General features: G+C 69.3%; 17 protein-coding genes. 5 read left to right on the top strand and 12 right to left on the bottom strand.

Going from position 1 to position 16505, the window contains the following annotated elements; all coding sequences use genetic code 11:
• Position 1: 1 nt before the first annotated feature.
• Together RAC81_RS01680 and RAC81_RS01675 are read right to left on the bottom strand one after the other, a co-directional pair.
• Positions 2-334 (bottom strand): hypothetical protein, encoded by a 333-nt coding sequence (locus RAC81_RS01680; RefSeq protein ID WP_375080710.1) that lies wholly within the window; start codon positions 332-334, stop codon positions 2-4.
• Positions 331-852, bottom strand: coding sequence for a hypothetical protein (locus tag RAC81_RS01675; RefSeq protein ID WP_375080709.1), 522 nt, complete (start codon positions 850-852; stop codon positions 331-333). The genes RAC81_RS01680 and RAC81_RS01675 overlap by 4 nt, the downstream gene beginning before the upstream one ends.
• Positions 853-930: 78 nt before the next feature.
• On the opposite strand from RAC81_RS01675, the gene RAC81_RS01670 reads away from it, so the two are divergent.
• A complete protein-coding gene (locus RAC81_RS01670) occupies positions 931-1866 on the top strand; it encodes a hypothetical protein (protein ID WP_375080708.1) in 936 nt (311 codons plus the stop codon).
• A 62-nt stretch (positions 1867-1928) separates the two neighbouring features.
• On the opposite strand, the gene ilvC is transcribed toward RAC81_RS01670, so the two are convergent.
• From ilvC to RAC81_RS01635, 7 genes are all read right to left on the bottom strand, one after another.
• The gene (gene ilvC / locus RAC81_RS01665; RefSeq protein ID WP_375080707.1) at positions 1929-2957 is read right to left on the bottom strand and encodes a ketol-acid reductoisomerase; all 1029 of its coding nucleotides are present in this window, start codon (positions 2955-2957) and stop codon (positions 1929-1931) included.
• A gap of 78 nt (positions 2958-3035) precedes the next feature.
• Entirely contained in the window at positions 3036-3545 is a 510-nt protein-coding gene (ilvN, locus tag RAC81_RS01660) for an acetolactate synthase small subunit (RefSeq protein WP_251585486.1), read from the bottom strand.
• 2 nt (positions 3546-3547) lie between these two features.
• Positions 3548-5350 carry an acetolactate synthase large subunit gene (locus RAC81_RS01655; protein ID WP_251585487.1) on the bottom strand — a complete coding sequence of 601 codons (1803 nt, stop codon included), beginning with the start codon at positions 5348-5350 and terminating at the stop codon, positions 3548-3550.
• A 59-nt stretch (positions 5351-5409) separates the two neighbouring features.
• The gene (ilvD, locus tag RAC81_RS01650; protein WP_375080706.1) at positions 5410-7128 is read right to left on the bottom strand and encodes a dihydroxy-acid dehydratase; all 1719 of its coding nucleotides are present in this window, start codon (positions 7126-7128) and stop codon (positions 5410-5412) included.
• A gap of 9 nt (positions 7129-7137) precedes the next feature.
• The gene (gene otsB, locus RAC81_RS01645; protein ID WP_375080705.1) at positions 7138-7935 is read right to left on the bottom strand and encodes a trehalose-phosphatase; all 798 of its coding nucleotides are present in this window, start codon (positions 7933-7935) and stop codon (positions 7138-7140) included.
• Positions 7936-7981: 46 nt separating this feature from the next.
• The gene (locus tag RAC81_RS01640; RefSeq protein ID WP_375080704.1) at positions 7982-9388 is read right to left on the bottom strand and encodes a trehalose-6-phosphate synthase; all 1407 of its coding nucleotides are present in this window, start codon (positions 9386-9388) and stop codon (positions 7982-7984) included.
• Positions 9389-9438: 50 nt separating this feature from the next.
• Positions 9439-10707, bottom strand: coding sequence for an MFS transporter (locus tag RAC81_RS01635; protein WP_375080703.1), 1269 nt, complete (start codon positions 10705-10707; stop codon positions 9439-9441).
• A 215-nt stretch (positions 10708-10922) separates the two neighbouring features.
• On the opposite strand from RAC81_RS01635, the gene RAC81_RS01630 reads away from it, so the two are divergent.
• Positions 10923-11198 (top strand): hypothetical protein, encoded by a 276-nt coding sequence (locus RAC81_RS01630; protein WP_375080702.1) that lies wholly within the window; start codon positions 10923-10925, stop codon positions 11196-11198.
• A gap of 24 nt (positions 11199-11222) precedes the next feature.
• Here the strand turns inward: RAC81_RS01630 and RAC81_RS01625 are convergent, their stop codons facing one another.
• The 3 genes from RAC81_RS01625 to RAC81_RS01615 are packed head-to-tail and all read right to left on the bottom strand — an operon-like array spanning position 11223 to position 13884.
• Positions 11223-12425, bottom strand: a complete 1203-nt coding sequence (locus tag RAC81_RS01625) for an acetyl-CoA C-acetyltransferase (protein ID WP_375080701.1) — start codon at positions 12423-12425, stop codon at positions 11223-11225.
• Between the two features lie 36 nt (positions 12426-12461).
• The gene (locus RAC81_RS01620) at positions 12462-13109 is read right to left on the bottom strand and encodes a 3-oxoacid CoA-transferase subunit B (protein WP_375080700.1); all 648 of its coding nucleotides are present in this window, start codon (positions 13107-13109) and stop codon (positions 12462-12464) included.
• Position 13110: 1 nt separating this feature from the next.
• Positions 13111-13884 (bottom strand): CoA transferase subunit A, encoded by a 774-nt coding sequence (locus RAC81_RS01615; RefSeq protein WP_375080699.1) that lies wholly within the window; start codon positions 13882-13884, stop codon positions 13111-13113.
• Between the two features lie 105 nt (positions 13885-13989).
• On the opposite strand from RAC81_RS01615, the gene RAC81_RS01610 reads away from it, so the two are divergent.
• From RAC81_RS01610 to RAC81_RS01600, 3 genes are read left to right on the top strand one after another with little or no spacing between them, the layout of a single operon-like run.
• On the top strand, positions 13990-14778 hold the full coding sequence (locus RAC81_RS01610) for an IclR family transcriptional regulator (RefSeq protein WP_375080698.1): 789 nt from the start codon (positions 13990-13992) through the stop codon (positions 14776-14778).
• Between the two features lie 36 nt (positions 14779-14814).
• Entirely contained in the window at positions 14815-15252 is a 438-nt protein-coding gene (locus RAC81_RS01605) for a MarR family winged helix-turn-helix transcriptional regulator (protein WP_375080697.1), read from the top strand.
• Positions 15249-16478 carry an MFS transporter gene (locus RAC81_RS01600; RefSeq protein ID WP_375080696.1) on the top strand — a complete coding sequence of 410 codons (1230 nt, stop codon included), beginning with the start codon at positions 15249-15251 and terminating at the stop codon, positions 16476-16478. Before RAC81_RS01605 ends, RAC81_RS01600 begins: the two co-directional genes overlap by 4 nt.
• The last annotated feature ends 27 nt before the right edge of the window (positions 16479-16505 follow it).

Below are 16505 nucleotides of genomic sequence, written 5' to 3'. Positions count from 1 at the left end.
CTCAGGCGGTCGGCAGCGTGAGGCTGTAGGCCAGCAGGCTCAACCAGAACACCGCCACGATGCCCAGACCGGCCAGCAGCGCGAGGGCGAGCTCGCCGGCACGACGACGGCGACCGATCAGGTAGGCGAACACGAACACGATCGCGGGGAAGACGACGCCGAACAGCAGCGTCACCCACCCGGCGCCGTCGATGCCGCTCTGCGCCATCGTGATGAGGTGCGCGATCGCGTTCCAGACGGCGTACGCGTAGAAGAGGCCGGCGAGGCCGAGCACCAGACCGGTCACCCACCGAGGCGAGGACGGATTCGGGGATGCGGGACGCGTGGCGGTCATGATCCGATCGCCCCCACCGTCACGAAGGGCCAGGGCACGAGCAGAATCACTCCCAGCAGGAGGACGGACAGACGGATCCAGGTCGCCTTGCCCCGCGTGAGCACCCACCCGGCGAGGAACCAGAGGGCGGGGGCCGCGACGGCGAGCACGAACCACGGGAGGAACATCGCATCGGCGACGAAGAAGTTCGCGAGCGGCTTGAGTCGCAGACCGCCCACGACCCAGCCGACGCTGTAGAGCAGGCAGATCCCGCCGACGACGCCGAGCGCGAGCAGCATGCCGGTGCTCAGCGAGGGGCGCTCGTCGTCGAGCAGGACGCCCGCGTCGTGCTCCTCGTCGACCGAGACCGCGGCATCCGACGACCGCGCGGGCTCGGTCGAGGGTTCATCGCCCGACGGCGCCGCTGCGGCATCCCCTCCGGGCGCACGCCGACCGGCATCCTCCCTCGGCAGGCGCTTCGGGGTGCGACCCTCGTCACCGTCCCAGCTCAGGGCGTCGTCGTCGGAATCGGATGTCATGTCTCCAGCGTAGGACACCCGCTCCACTAGGCTCGGGGGCATCCGGGCCGGAGGCGCCCACGGCGGGGAGGGATCGCAGTGACCGAGAACGACAATCGAGCAGACCGTTCGCGGTCGACCAGCGAGGCCGGAGAGCCCGCAGCGGGCTGGACGCCGACCGCTCAGGCCACATCGAAGGCGACGACGTTCCGATGGATCGCGGTCGCTCTGTGGGTCGTCGCGATCGCCGCCGAGGCCGTCGCGATCTTCTGGTTGCTGCGTCAGCGCGTCGTGGTCGGCGAGGACGGCACCTACGTCCGCGACTCCGACACCGGCCTGCTACAGAGCCAGAACGCCACCGCCCAGTTCCCCCAGTGGGCGTTCATCACGCTGTTGGTCATGCTCGTCGTGATCGCGGCGCTGTCGATCACCGGCTCGATCCTCTGGAAGAAGGCGAACCGACTGGACCCGGCACGCAAGTCGGACAAGGTCCGCTTCTTCGTGCAGAACCAGCTCGGCGCGATCATCGCGATCGTCGCCTTCCTCCCGCTGATCATCCTGATCTTCCTGAACAAGGACATGGACAAGGGGCAGAAGGCCACCGCCGGCGTCGTCGGCATCGTCCTCGCCGCTCTCGCCGTCGTCCTGGGGATCGACTTCGACCCGCCCTCGGTCGAGCAGTACACCGCCGACCAGTCCACCGTCATCCAGCTGCTCGGAAAGGACGAGGTGGTGTGGGTCGCCGGGGGTGCGGTCTATCACGTGTGCGACGAGGTCTCCGACATCCAGACCGGGAGCGAGAAGCTCACCGGGACGACTGCGGAGGCGGTCGAGGCCGGCAAGATCCGACTCACCCTGAAGTTCGCCTCGGAGCTGCGCACCTGCGGTCTCGCCGTGCCGGAGAACGCCGACGAGATCACCGAAGCGCTGCGCGCGATCCAGAGCGGTCAGGTCGACACTCCCCTGCCCGCGCCCGTGTGGGCCGACCCGTCGGACGCGCCGATCCAGGTGGAAGACGCCGCTCCCGCGGAGTGACTCCAGACGCAGAACGGGCCCGGTGCGATACGCACCGGGCCCGTTCTCCTGTCGCGACTGGATCAGCGAGCGGCAGAACCGTCGACGTAGTCTTCGTCCTGCTGCTTCCAGGCGAAGAGCGAGCGCAGCTCCTTGCCGGTGGCCTCGATCGGGTGCGTCTCCTCCTTGGCACGCAGCGCCAGGAACTCCTCGGCCCCGTTGTCCTGGTCCTCGATGAAGCGCTTGGCGAACGCTCCCGACTGGATGTCGGACAGGACGCCCTTCATGCTCTCCTTGACGCGCTCGTCGATGACGCGCGGCCCCGAGACGTAGTCACCGAACTCGGCCGTGTCGGAGATCGACCAGCGCTGCTTGGCGATGCCGCCCTCCCACATGAGGTCGACGATGAGCTTGAGCTCGTGCAGCACCTCGAAGTAGGCGATCTGCGGCTGGTATCCCGCCTCGACGAGGGTCTCGAAACCGGCCTGCACGAGGTGGCTCATGCCACCGCAGAGCACGGCCTGCTCGCCGAAGAGGTCGGTCTCGGTCTCCTCGGTGAAGGTCGTCTTGATGACGCCGGCGCGGGTGCCGCCGATGGCCTTCGCGTACGAGAGGGCGGTGGCCCAGGCGTTGCCCGAGGCGTCGCGCTCGACGGCGATGATGTCGGGGATGCCGCGGCCGGCGACGAACTCGCGGCGCACCGTGTGACCGGGAGCCTTCGGCGCGACGAGGATCACGTCGACGCCGTCGGGCGCGTCGATGTAGCCGAAGCGGATGTTGAAACCGTGCGCGAAGGCGAGGGTCTTGCCCGCGGTGAGGTTCGGCGCGATGGACTCGCTGTAGATCGTGCGCTGGTGCTGGTCCGGCGCGAGGATCATGATGAGGTCGGCCCACTCGGTGGCCTCGGCGACGGTCTTGACCGCGAAGCCGGCCTCTTCCGCCTTCGGCGCGGACTTCGAGCCCTCCTTGAGGGCGATCGCGACCTCGACGCCCGAGTCGCGCAGGTTCTGCGCGTGGGCGTGGCCCTGCGAGCCGTAGCCGACGATCGCGACCTTCTTGCCCTGGATGATGGACAGGTCGGCGTCAGCGTCGTAGAAGATCTCGGTGCTCACTGGTTCTTTCTCCTTGATTGTTGGCGTTTCGTCTCGCTTCGCTCGCTCGACGACCGGCGAAGCTCAGGATGGTTCTGGTCAGCCGCGCAGGACGCGCTCGGTGATGCTCTTGCCGCCGCGGCCGATGGCGAGGAGACCGGACTGCGCGATCTCCTTGATGCCGAAGGGCTCGAGGGCCCGGAGCAGTGCCTCGACCTTGCCGCGGTCGCCGGTGACCTCGACGACGAGGGCGTCGGAGGCGTAGTCGACCACGGAGGCGCGGAAGAGGTTCACGACCTCGATCACGTTCGATCGGGTGGTGTTGTCGGTGCGCACCTTGATGAGCATGTGCTCGCGCTGCACGGAGGTGGAGAAGTCGAGCTCCACGATCTTGATGACGTTGATCAGCTTGTTCAGCTGCTTCGTCACCTGCTCGAGAGGCAGATCATCGAGATCGACCACCACCGTGATGCGCGAGATGTTCGGCACCTCGGTGACGCCCACCGCGAGCGAGTGGATGTTGAAGCCCCGTCGGGCGAAGAGTCCGGCGACTCGCGTCAGCAGACCGGGGGTGTCCTCCACGAGGAGGCTCAGCACGTGCGTCGTCATGGTCAGTCCTCCTCGTCGAATGCGGGCGCGTGGTCTCGCGCGTACTGGACGTAGCTGTTGCTGACGCCCTGCGGCACCATCGGCCACACCATGGAGTCCGCGCTCACGACGAAGTCGATCACGACGGGGCGGTCGTTCGTCTCGAGCGCGAGCTTGATGGCGGCGTCGACCTCTTCCTCCTTCTCCACGCGGATCGCGAGGCAGCCGTAGGCCTCGGCGAGCTTCACGAAGTCGGGGATGCGGATCGTGCCGTGGCCCGTGTTCAGGTCGGTGTTCGAGTGACGCCCGTCGTAGAAGAGGGTCTGCCACTGGCGCACCATGCCCAGCGAGGAGTTGTTGATGACGGCGACCTTGATCGGGATGTTGTTGATCGCGCAGGTGGCGAGCTCCTGGTTGGTCATCTGGAAGCACCCGTCGCCGTCGATCGCCCACACGTGACGGTCGGGCTCGGCCACCTTCGCCCCCATGGCGGCGGGGACCGAGTAGCCCATCGTGCCCGCTCCCCCGGAGTTCAGCCACGCGTTCGGACGCTCGTACTTGATGAACTGCGCGGCCCACATCTGGTGCTGACCGACACCTGCGGCGTAGATGCCCTCGGGGCCCGTGAGCTCGCCGATGCGCTGGATCACGTACTGCGGCGCGAGCAGGCCGTCGGTGGTCGGCGCGTATCCCAGCGGGAACTCGGTACGGAGGCCGTCGAGGTACGACCACCACTCCTCGGTGTCGGGAGCGGTGCCTCCGGCAGCGCTGCGGAACGCGCTCTCGAGGTCGACGAGCACGTCGCGCACGTCGCCGACGATCGGCACGTCGGCCGTGCGGATCTTCGAGATCTCGGCGGGATCGATGTCGACGTGCACGACCTTGGCGTTCGGTGCGAACAGCGACGCCTTGCCGGTCACACGGTCGTCGAAGCGCGCGCCGAGCGACACGAGCAGGTCAGCCTCCTGCAGCGCGAGCACGGCCGGTACCGTGCCGTGCATGCCGGGCATGCCCAGGTGCTGCGGGTGCGAGTCGGGGAAAGCGCCTCGTGCCATGAGGGTCGTCACGACCGGTGCGCCGGTGGTCTCGGCGAGGGCCAGCAGCTCGGCCGAGGCGCGACCGCGGATCACTCCGCCGCCGACGTACAGCACGGGCTTCTTGGCCTCGGCGAGCAGGGCCGCGGCGGCCTGGATCTGCTTGCCGTGCGCCTTGGTCACGGGACGGTAGCCGGGAAGGTCGATCTTCGGCGGCCACACGAACGGCGCGACGGCCTGCTGCGCGTCCTTCGTGATGTCCACCAGCACGGGGCCCGGACGACCGGTCGAGGCGATCTCGTACGCGGCGGCGATCGCGCCGGGGATGTCCGCAGCGTCCTTCACCAGGAACGAGTGCTTCGTGATCGGCATCGTGATGCCCACGATGTCGGCCTCCTGGAACGCGTCCGTGCCCATGAGGGTCGAGAACACCTGGCCGGTGATCGCGAGCAGCGGCACCGAGTCCATGTAGGCGTCGGCGATCGCGGTGACGAGGTTCGTCGCTCCCGGTCCGGAGGTCGCGATGCACACGCCCACCTTTCCCGACGACGAGGCGTACCCCTCGGCGGCGTGGCCGGCTCCCTGCTCGTGGCGGACCAGGATGTGGCGCAGCTGCGCGGCATCCATCAGCGGGTCGTAGACGGGCAGGATCGCACCGCCGGGGAGGCCGAACACGTCGGTGATGCCGAGGAGTTCGAGCGAGCGGACAACGGCTTCCGCACCTGTGATCTCGGGAGCGGACGACTTGGGTGCGGGTGGCCTCGGCACGGCCGAGACGGAGTCAGCAGTCATGACTTTCCTTCTGGTGGTCTGTGGGCGACGTCGGAGGCCGGAGGGGCGGTCGACGTGGATCAGCCGGTCGTCGCGCCTTCGGCGGCGGACCGCACGAGACGCGAGTACTTGGCAAGGACGCCACGGGTATAGCGCGGGGGAAGCGGCTCCCAGCCGGAGCGGCGGGAGGCGAGCTCCGCCTCGTCGACGAGTAGGTCGAGAGAGCGAGCTGCGATATCGACCCGTATCAGATCACCATCGCGCACGAAGGCGATGGGACCTGCGTCCACCGCTTCGGGTGCTATGTGGCCGATGCACAGGCCGGTTGTGCCGCCTGAGAATCGTCCGTCCGTCAAGAGTAGTACATCTTTTCCGAGCCCCGCGCCCTTGATGGCCGCGGTGATCGCGAGCATCTCGCGCATGCCCGGTCCGCCCTTGGGGCCCTCGTAGCGGATGACGATGACCGTGCCCGGCTCGATGGACCCCTCGGCGACGGCATCCATAGCGGCGCGCTCGCGCTCGAACACGCGCGCCGGCCCCTCGAAGACGGCGGCGTCGAAGCCGGCGGTCTTGACGACCGCACCCTCGGGCGCGAGCGACCCGTGCAGGATCGTGAGTCCGCCGGTCGCGTGGATCGGGTTGTCGAACGTGTGGATGACCTCGCCGTCGATCGGCTGCGGGTCGAGCTCGGCCAGGTTCTCGGCGAGCGTCTTGCCGGTCACGGTGAGCGCGTCGCCGTGCAGCAGCCCCTCGTCGAGCATCGCCTTCATGATGACGGGGATGCCGCCGTGACGGTCCACATCGTTCATGACGTACTTGCCGAACGGCTTCATGTCGGCCACGTGCGGGACTCTGTCGCCGATGCGGTTGAAGTCGTGCAGGCTCAGTTCGACGTCCGCCTCGCGGGCGATCGCGAGCAGGTGGAGGACCACGTTGGTCGACCCGCCGAGGGCCATCGCGAGCGCGATCGCGTTCTCGAACGCCTCCTTGGTGAGGATGTCGCGGGTCGTGATGCCCTGGCGGAGCAGGTTCACGACGGCCTCACCCGACCGGTGCGCGAAGTAGTCGCGACGGCGGTCGGCCGCGGGCGGCGCGGCGGAGCCCGGAAGGCTGAGACCGAGAGCCTCCGCGACGGAGGCCATGGTGTTGGCCGTGTACATACCGCCGCAGGCGCCCTCGCCCGGAGCGATCGCGCACTCGATGCGCTTGAGATCCTCCTCGCTCATGAGCCCGGCGCGGCAGGCGCCGACGGCCTCGAACGAGTCGATGATCGTGACGTCCTTCTCCGTGCCGTCCGAGAGCTTGACCCAGCCGGGTGCGATCGAGCCCGCGTACAGGAACACGCTGGACAGATCGAGGCGGGCGCTGGCCATGAGCATCCCGGGGATGGACTTGTCGCAGCCGGCGAGCAGCACCGAGCCGTCGAGGCGCTCCGCCATCATCACGGTCTCGACGGAGTCGGCGATGACCTCGCGCGACACGAGCGAGAAGTGCATGCCCTCATGGCCCATGGAGATGCCGTCCGAGACCGAGATGGTGCCGAACTGCAGCGGGTAGCCGCCGCCGGAGTGCACGCCCTCCTTCGCGCCCTGCGCGAGGCGGTCGAGGCTCAGGTTGCAGGGGGTGATCTCGTTCCAGCTCGACGCGATGCCGATCTGGGGCTTGTCCCAGTCCGCGTCGCCCATGCCGACCGCGCGGAGCATGCCGCGGGAGGTCGTCGCCTCGATGCCGTCGGTGACGACGCGGCTGCGGGGCTTGATGTCGATGGACTCGTGAGGGGCGGTGTCAGGCGAGGACATGACGGAAGTCTATTCCCGACGGGCGGCGCGCTCGTCCGCCAAGGCGCCCAGAAGAAGGGCGATCTCCTGTGGGTTCTCCACACGCAGGGTCGCCGCGGTCTCCCCCGGTCCGACCCGCACGCCGAGATCGTCGCCCTCGAGCACGCGCATCGCGTCCTCGTCGGTCACGTCGTCGCCGGCGAAAAGGATCGCGGTGGCGGCGAAGTGGGCGCGGAGCGCCGCCATCGCGGCATCCTTCCCCTCCGTCCGCGACGAGAACTCCAGCACCCTATGGCCGGAGCGACGACGCCAGTGCGGGAAGCGCGCGGCGACCAACTCGTCGATCTCGGCGAACACCGCCTTCTCGACCTCGCGGGTGGCCGTGCGCGTGTGCACACCCATCCCGAACGTCTTCGGCTCGAGCTCCGCGCCCTCGTACCGGTCGATGATGGGGCGGGCGGCTGCCCAGAGCTCCTCGCGGTCACCGTCGGCCGTCGCCGGGCCGTCGGCGTCCGCGTCGCCCACTCCCGGGTACCAGTACTGCGCACCGTGCGAACCGGCGAGCGCGATGAGCGAGTCGTCGGTGTGCTCGGTGATGACCCGCAGGTCGTGCATGCTGCGCCCGGAGACGTAGGCCACCACCGTGTCGGGGAGCTCGGCGAGACGCGCGACCTGCGCCGCGACCTCGGGGAGCGCCCGCGCGGCCATCGGGTCGGGAACCAGCGGAGACGCCGTCCCGTCGAAGTCCAGGGCGACCACGAGCCGCGGTGTCGCGGCGATCGCGCTCAGGGCGGGGTCTGACGATCCGGGGGTCCAGCTGCGGGTCACGGGAGAGTCTCCAATCGACGGGTCCCCTCCAGTATGGCCGCCCGGGTCAGCGCGACCTGACCTCGGCGAGAGCCCTGAGGAAGGAGGTGGACCACGCGGTGACGTCGTTCTCGAGCACACGTCGGCGCAGCGACCGCATACGCCTCGACTGCTCGGCGGGCGTCATCTCGACCGCAGACATGATGGCGTCCTTCAGCCCTGCGATGTCGTGGGGGTTCACGCGCACGGCCTGCCGGAGCTCGTCGGCGGCGCCGGTGAACTCGCTGAGCACCAGTACGCCCCTGTTGTCGGCGCGCGTGGCGACGTACTCCTTGGCGACGAGGTTCATGCCGTCCCGGAGAGCCGTCACGAGCATGACGTCCGCCGCGAGGTAGAGCGCGACCATCTCCTCGCGCGGATATCCCTGGTGCAGGTAGCGGATCGCCGTGTGACCCATCGTGTCGTGGTCGCCGTTGATGCGGCCGACCGCGAGCTCGATCTCGTCACGCAGGTGCACGTAGGCGTCGACCCGCTCCCTGCTGGGGCTCGCGACCTGCACGAGGGTGACGTCCTCGACGTCGAGACGGCCGTCCTCCAGCAGCTCGCCATACGCCTTGATGCGGTGACGGATGCCCTTCGTGTAGTCGAGCCGGTCGACGCCGAGCAGGATCTTGGAGGGGTTGCCGAGGCTCTCCCTGATCTCCTGCGCACGCGCCCTGATCTCGGGGCGGGCCGCCAGTTCGAGATAGGGCGCGGTGTCGATGGAGATCGGGAACGCCTTGGCGACCGCCGACCGTGTGGCGCCGGCGGCCGTCGGCACGGCGACGTTCGAGCCCTTCACCTCGTACTTGAGGCGACGGCGCACCGCGGTGAGGAAGTACGTCGCGTCCTGAGCACGCTGGAACCCGATCACGTCGGCCCCGAGCAGACCGGTGAGCACCTGGTCGCGCCACGGCAGCTGGGCATAGAGGCCGTGCGCGGGGAACGGGATGTGGTGGAAGTACCCGATCGTCACGTCAGGACGCAGGTCGCGAACCATCTGCGGCACGAGCTGCAGCTGGTAGTCGTGCACCCACACGGTCCCGTCCTGGGCCGCGACGGATGCGGCGGCCTCCGCGAAGCGGCGGTTCACGCGCACGTACGCATCCCACCACTCCCGGTGGTACTGCGGCGGCGCGATCACGTCGTGGTAGAGCGGCCAGATGGTGTCGTTCGCGAAGCCCTCGTAGTAATCGGCGACCTCGTCCGCGCTCAGAGACACGGGCACGAGATCGATGCCGTTGATCTCGAACGGCTCGAGCTCGGTGTCGGGCTGCCCGGGCCAGCCGACCCAGGCTCCGCGGGCGCTGCGCATCATCGGCTCGAGGGCTGCGACCAGACCGCCGGGCGACGTCCGCCATTCCTCCGCGCCGTCCGGACCGACGATGCGGTCGACGGGGAGGCGGTTGGCGACGACGACGAAATCTGCGGGCATGGGGGAAGGCTCCTGACGATCCGGTGCGGTGCTCCTCAGGCTACAGAGGCTCAGACCGAGGCTACGCGAGGTGCCGTAGCACTCAGGCGCCAGTTGACAAGCGCCGCGGCGAACGCTACCCCGGCCGCGGCGATCGGGAGCGCGAGTGCAGCTCCCGTCCCGACGTTCTCGGCGAGCTCCCCCGCGACGGCTGCGCCGATCGACTGCCCGACGACGACCGCGGATCCGAGCATCGTCATGACGGTCGCCGAGCGTCCGAGCGGACTGCGGGCGGCTCCGAGGCTGTACTGCGTCACGAGCGTCGGCCCGATGCCGACGCCCATGATCGCGAGTGCCACCATCATCGTCGCCGGGGCGTCCACGAGGAGCAGCAGCAGGGTTCCGCCGAGCAGGATCGCCGAGAAGACGAGCCAGCGGGCGCGCAGTGTGAACCGCGCGGGGAGCCAGGCGACTCCGAGCGCGAGGAGCGCCGAGCCGACGCCCATCACGCCGTAGAGCAGTCCGGCCTCCTCTGCTGCGCCTCGATCGGCCATGAACGAGGTGAGCGACGTGAGCATGGTGCCGAAGAACATCCCGACGCCGAGGATGCCGAGGACGACCACGAGCAGGCGTGGGTGGAAGAGCTCGGATGCCGAGGACGGCGCCCTCCCGTCGTCGCCGCGGTGGATCGACACGGACCTGGCGCTCGGGTGCAGCGCGAATCCTCCGACGAACACCACGGTGAGCAGAGCGGCGCCGATCAGCGGCGCCCAGGGCGCGATCACGGATGCGAGGATGCCCACGAGGAACGGACCGAAGACGAAAACGGTCTCATCCGCGGCGGATTCGTACGCCATGGTTCCCGACAGCGTGCGCGGACGCACCGACTCCGGCATCCGCTCGGTGATCATCGTCACCAGGCGGGAGCGCGACATCGGCGCCACCTGCGGCGCGGTCGCACCGATGCCGAACGCGGCGACGAGCACGAGGAGGTCGGCGGCCTCGCCGTAGACGACGAGGGTGAACACGACGAGCATCGCGCCGTTGGCGATCGCGAGAGCGAGCAGCACGAAGCGCTGGCCGAAGCGATCGGCGGCCGCACCCAGCAGCGGACCGAAGCACGCGGTGCCGAGTCCGACCGCCGCGGAGGTGAGACCGCCCAATGAGAGGGACCCCCGCGCGGAGACCACGACCGTGAGCACCCCCACCACCATCATGGCGAACGGCAAGCGCGCGATGAACGCGATCAGGAAGTACGGGATGCCCGCCGTGCGGATGAGGCTGGGGGCAGGAGGCGTCGCCGTGGCGACGGAGGATGTCGAGGGGGATGCGTGCGTCATGGCTCTCGCGCGTCCGCGGACGCGGGGTCGGGTGCCGCCGCTGTCCGCCGGGGAGCCGGCGGCCGGTAGATACACGGGTTGCGGCCGCGGACCAGCCGCGACCAGGTCATTCTACCGCGTGGCGGCTCGCGCTCGCTGGGAAAGACGACTGACAGCATCCCGGCGGGTTGTCAAGGCTGGGCGGACCGACCACGCGCCCGGGTAGCGTGAAGGTCATGAACTACCTCACCAGCACCGGACTCCTCGGCGCGATCATGTCGGGCGCCTCCCTGCTCCGCGGTTCCCGCGAGACGCCGATCACTTGGCGCGCCGCGCTCGCGTGGGTGAGCTGGGGCATCACGTTCGCCCTCGCGATCGGCGCCGTCATCGACACCCGGCGCGCCAAGCAGGGCAAGCCGGTCTCCAAGGACTCCCCCGTGTACGCCAAGCAGCAGAAGGAGCGGGACAAGAAGGAGAAGAACCTCTCCAAGGAGCTCAAGCGCTCGCGCTGAGTCCCCTCCCGCGCCGACCTCGCGTCACCGACTGAGGATGAGCGCCTCGCCCTGACCGCCGCCGCCGCAGAGCCCGACGGCTGCGATGCCACTGCCGCGCCTGGTCAGTTCGTGCACGACGTGCACGACGAGACGGTTCCCCGACGCTCCGATCGGATGTCCGATCGCGATGCCCCCTCCGTGGATGTTCACGACCGCGCTGTCGAGGCCGAGCTCGGACTGCGACCGCGCGACGACGGCTCCGAACGCCTCGTTGATCTCCACGAGGTCCAGGTCGGCGGGAGCGATGCCCTGCTTCTCGCAGGCCTGTTCGATGGCGCGAGCCGGCTGCGCGTGCAAGGAGTTGTCCGGTCCGGCCGTCTGTCCGCTCGCTCCGACAGTGGCGAGCACGTCCCAGCCTTTCGCAGCCGCCGTGCCGCGCGTGGTCACCACGACGGCGGAGGCGCCGTCGGAGATCTGCGACGAGTTCCCGGCGGTCAGCGAACCGCCTTCGGCGAACGCCGCACGGAGTCCTGCGAGCGACTCGACCGTGGTGTCGGGGCGCACGCCCTCGTCCGTCGACACCACGACGGGGTCCCCCTTGCGCTGCGGCACCTCGACCGGCACGATCTCCGCGTCGAACACTCCGGCCTGCTGGGCGGCCGCCGCACGCTGATGCGAGAGCGCGGCGATCGCGTCCTGCGCCTCTCGCGTGACCTCGTAGCGCTCGTTGTGCCGCTCGGTCGACGCCCCCATGCTCTCCCGGTCGAAGGCGTCGGTCAGTCCGTCGTACGCCATGTGGTCGAGCACCTCCACCGACCCGTACGCCCACCCGTCGCGCGACCCCATCAGCAGGTGCGGTGCGCGCGTCATGGACTCCATGCCCGCGGCGACCACGACCTCGGCATCGCCGGTGCGGATCATCCGGGCCGCATCGATGATCGCGGTGAGGCCCGACAAGCAGACCTTGTTGACGGAGTGCGCGGGGACGTTCCAGCCGATGCCCGCGCGGATCGCGGCCTGGCGAGCGGCGTTCTGCCCCGACCCGGCGGCGAGGACCTGGCCGACGATCACGGCATCCACGTCCGCGGCCTCCACGCCTCCCCGCTCGAGAGCGCCACGGATCGCGAGAGCGCCGAGCTCCGGGGCCGTGAAACGGGCGAGCTGCCCTTTGAGGCGGCCCTGGGGGGTGCGTGCTGCGGCGACGATCACGACGTCGCGGTCGTCCGGTGCGGTGTGGTGTGTCATGTCGGCTTCCTTCCGATGTCTGCGGTCGGCTCGTGGTCAGTGTGCGAGTGCGGGGGCGAGGATGAGCGGCGGCTCAGTGGCGTCGATCACCTGCTGGACGGTGACTCCCGGCGCTGTCTCGACGAGCACGAGACCCTCATCGGTCACGTCGATCACGGCGATGTCGGTGATGATCCGGTCGACCACCCCGCGGCCCGTGAGAGGCAGGCTGCAGGTGTTCACGATCTTCGCGGAGCCGTCCTTCGCGACGTGCTCCATGAGCACGATCACCCGGGCGGCCCCGTGCACGAGGTCCATGGCGCCGCCTGGCCCCTTGACCATCTTGCCCGGGATCATCCAGTTCGCGAGGTCGCCGCTCGCCGACACCTGCATCGCTCCGAGGATCGCGGCGTCGATCTTCCCGCCGCGGATCATCCCGAAGCTCGTCGCCGAATCGAAGAACGCGGCGCCTGCGAGCACGGTCACGGTCTCCTTGCCCGCGTTGATGAGGTCGGGGTCGACGGCGTCCTCGTGCGGATAGGGTCCGACCCCGAGGATGCCGTTCTCGGACTGCAGTACGACGGTGACGTCGCGCGGCACATGATTCGGCACTAGGGTCGGCAGCCCGATGCCGAGGTTCACATAGGAGCCGTCCTGGAGTTCGGCCGCAGCGCGCGCGGCCATCTCGTCACGCGTGAGCGCCATGTCAGGCTCCTTCCGTGGCGACGGTGCGCCGTTCGATGCGCTTGGGGATGTCGGCGCCGACCTCGACGACCCGATGCACGAAGACACCGGGGAGGTGGATGCTGTCCGGGTCGAGTTCGCCGGGTTCGACGAGGCGCTCGACCTGCGCGATGCAGACGCGCCCTGCCATGGCGGCCAGCGGGTTGAAGTTGCGAGCGGCCTTGTTGAACACCAGGTTTCCGTGTCGGTCGCCGACCAGCGCGTGCACGAGAGAGAAGTCGGTCGTGATCGCCTCCTCGAGGACGTACTCGCGGGGCGTGCCGGCGACGTCGAACGTCCGCACGTCCTTCGCCGGCGACGCCACGTCGACGGTTCCGTCGGGGTGGTACCGGCGCGGGAGTCCTCCCTCGGCGACCTGCGTGCCGACTCCGGTCTGCGTGTAGAAGGCCGCGATGCCGGAGCCGCCGGCGCGCAGTTTCTCGGCGAGGGTGCCCTGCGGGGTCAGCTCGAGTTCGAGTTCGCCGGAGAGGAACTGCCGCTCGAACTCCTTGTTCTCCCCCACGTACGACGAGGTCATCTTTCGGATGCGCTGGGCGCGCAGGAGGATGCCGAGCCCCCAGTCGTCGACGCCGCAGTTGTTGCTGACGATGCTGAGGCCTGTCGTGCCCTGCGCGAGCAGCGCCTCGATGAGGGCGATCGGATTGCCGGAGAGTCCGAAGCCGCCGACAGCGAGCGAAGCTCCGTCAGGGATGTCGGCGATCGCGTCCGAGGCGGACGTCCACTGCTTGTCGATCACGTGTGCTCCTTCGAAGACGTGCTTTCGTCCAGCGTGCGCCCTCCCCGAGTACCGAGGGAAGCCCCCTCTTGCGATGTGGCCGCTCTTCCACCTAGCGTCCACATTATGGAACAACAGATCCGCACCGTCCCCGGGGCGCAGGCGATCGCCCGCGCCGCATCGCTGCTGCGGCTGGTGACCGCCGAAGGCACGGACGGAGCGAGCCTGCAGTCGCTCGCGCAGGCGGCCGACCTCTCGCGGTCCACGGCGCACCGCTTGCTGTCCGCGCTGCGCGCCGAGGGCCTGGTGGACCGCTCCGACGACACCGGCCGCTGGATGCCGGGGCCCGAGCTCTTCCTCATGGGCACTGTCGCTGCGGCCCGGTACGACGTCACGGCACTTGCTCGCGACATCGTGCGCTCGCTCGCCGTCAAGACCGAGGAGAGCGCGTTCCTGTCGGTGCGACGGGCGGATGAGACCGTCTGCCTGCTCCGCGAGGAGGGCTCGTTCCCGATCCGGTCGTTCGTGCTCAGCGAGGGCGTGCGCTTCCCGCTCGGGGTCGCGAGCGCCGGACTGGCCATCCTCGCCTTCCTCCCCGACCACGATGTGGATGCCTACCTCGACCGACACCCGGAGCTCGCCGACGGCTGGGGGCGGACGCACGGCGAGGCTGCACTGCGCACCCGACTCGCCGAGACGAAGGAACGCGGCTACTCCGTGAACCCCGGACTCATCGTCGAGGGCAGTTGGGGGCTGGGCGCCGCAGTCTTCGATCGCCAGGGCCGCCCGGAATGGGCCCTCAGCCTCACCGGCGTGGAGTTCCGGTTCGGCCCCGATCGCACGCCCGAGCTCGGACGGATCCTGCTCGCGCACGCCCATCAGCTGTCAGCCCGGATCGCCGGCGCTCGTCGCTGACCCTCTTTATATACCAGTGGGTATATACTTAATGGTATGAATCGCCAGGACGTCATCCCCTCACTCGTCCTCTCCTCCTACGCACTCGCACGGATCGCCGCTCAGGACGCCGGGAACGAAGCACCGGCCGCGCAATGGCGGGTCCTGAGCCTGCTCGAGCAGAACGGACCGAAGCGGGTCGGAGAGCTGGCCGTGGCCGCGCGGACCACGCAGCCCGGCATGACGCGGCTGCTCGGCACTCTGGAACGGGAAGGCCTCGTGCTTCGCTCCCCCGTTCCCGAGGACTCCCGGGCGACCGCTGTCGCGATCACGCCGGAGGGATCCCGCGCCCTGCACGCGTGGCGGGAGGAGTTCCGCGACACGCTGGCACCGCGATTCACCGATCTCGACGATGACGACTGGCACGCCCTGACCAGGGCCGCCGAGATCCTCGCCGCGCACACCACCACCGACTCGACAGGAGCACCGCAGTGAGCAGCAGTACCACCACCTCCGTGTGGAAGCAGCCGGCACAGGTCTGGGCAGTCGCCTTCGCCTGCGTCGTCGCCTTCATGGGGATCGGACTCGTCGATCCGATCCTTCCGGCTATCGCGGAGTCCCTGCAGGCGAGCCCGTTCGAGACCGAGCTGCTCTTCACGAGCTACCTCGCTGTGACGGGCGTCGCGATGCTCGTCACCAGCTGGATCTCGAGCCGCATCGGCGCCAAGCGCACTCTGCTCATCGGCCTCGCCCTGATCGTGGTGTTCGCGCTGCTCTGCGCACTGAGCGGCAGCGTCGACGCCGTGATCGGCTTCCGCGCGGGATGGGGACTCGGCAACGCGCTGTTCATCTCCACCGCACTCGCGACGATCGTGGGCGCCGCATCCGGAGGCAGTGCCGCGGCGATCGTGCTCTACGAGGCCGCGCTCGGTCTGGGCATCGCCATCGGTCCGCTGCTGGGCGGCATCCTCGGCGAGCAGAGCTGGCGCGCCCCGTTCTTCGGTGTGGTGGTGCTCATGGCCATCGCCTTCGTGGCGGTCCTCGTGCTGCTGCGCGGCCCGCAGGAGAAGCGCACACCCGTGCCGTTCTCTGCCCCGTTCACGGCACTGCGGCGTCCGGCCCTGGCGATCCTCGCGGTGGCCGCACTGTTCTACAACATCGGCTTCTTCATCCTGCTCGCGTTCTCGCCGTTCCCCCTCGGCTTCGGTGCGATGGGGATCGGATTCACCTTCTTCGGCTGGGGCGTCGCCCTGGCGGTGACGAGCGTCTGGGTCGCCCCGTTCCTCATGCGCAGGATGCCGCGTACCCGCGTCATCCTCCTGGTGCTCCCGCTCCTCGCCGTCGACCTCGTCGTCGCAGGGCTCCTGGTGTCGTCCGCAGCCGCGCTCGTGACGTGCATCGTCATCGGCGGTCTGCTGCTCGGCATCATGAACACCGTGCTCACCGAGGCGGTCATGGAGGCCACCGATCTGCCCCGCTCCGTCGCCTCCTCCGCGTACTCGGCCGTGCGGTTCCTCGGCGGAGCCATGGCGCCGCCGCTCGCCGCAGCCCTGTGGCACGCGCTCAACGCGACCGTGCCGTATCTCGTCGCGGCCGCCGCGGTCCTGATCGCCGCCCTCACCGTGTTCCTCGGACGCAAGGCCCTCGCGCACATCGACGACGAACCGGTCGACACTGAGACCGAGGATGCCGCGGCGATCCTCATCGGCGACGCCGCGTGATCGAAGGGCCCCACCGTCTCGGTACGG

It is taken from the genome of Microbacterium sp. CR_7, assembly GCF_041954755.1.
Classification (GTDB): domain Bacteria; phylum Actinomycetota; class Actinomycetes; order Actinomycetales; family Microbacteriaceae; genus Microbacterium.
This window is presented reverse-complemented; position numbering and strand designations above follow the sequence as displayed.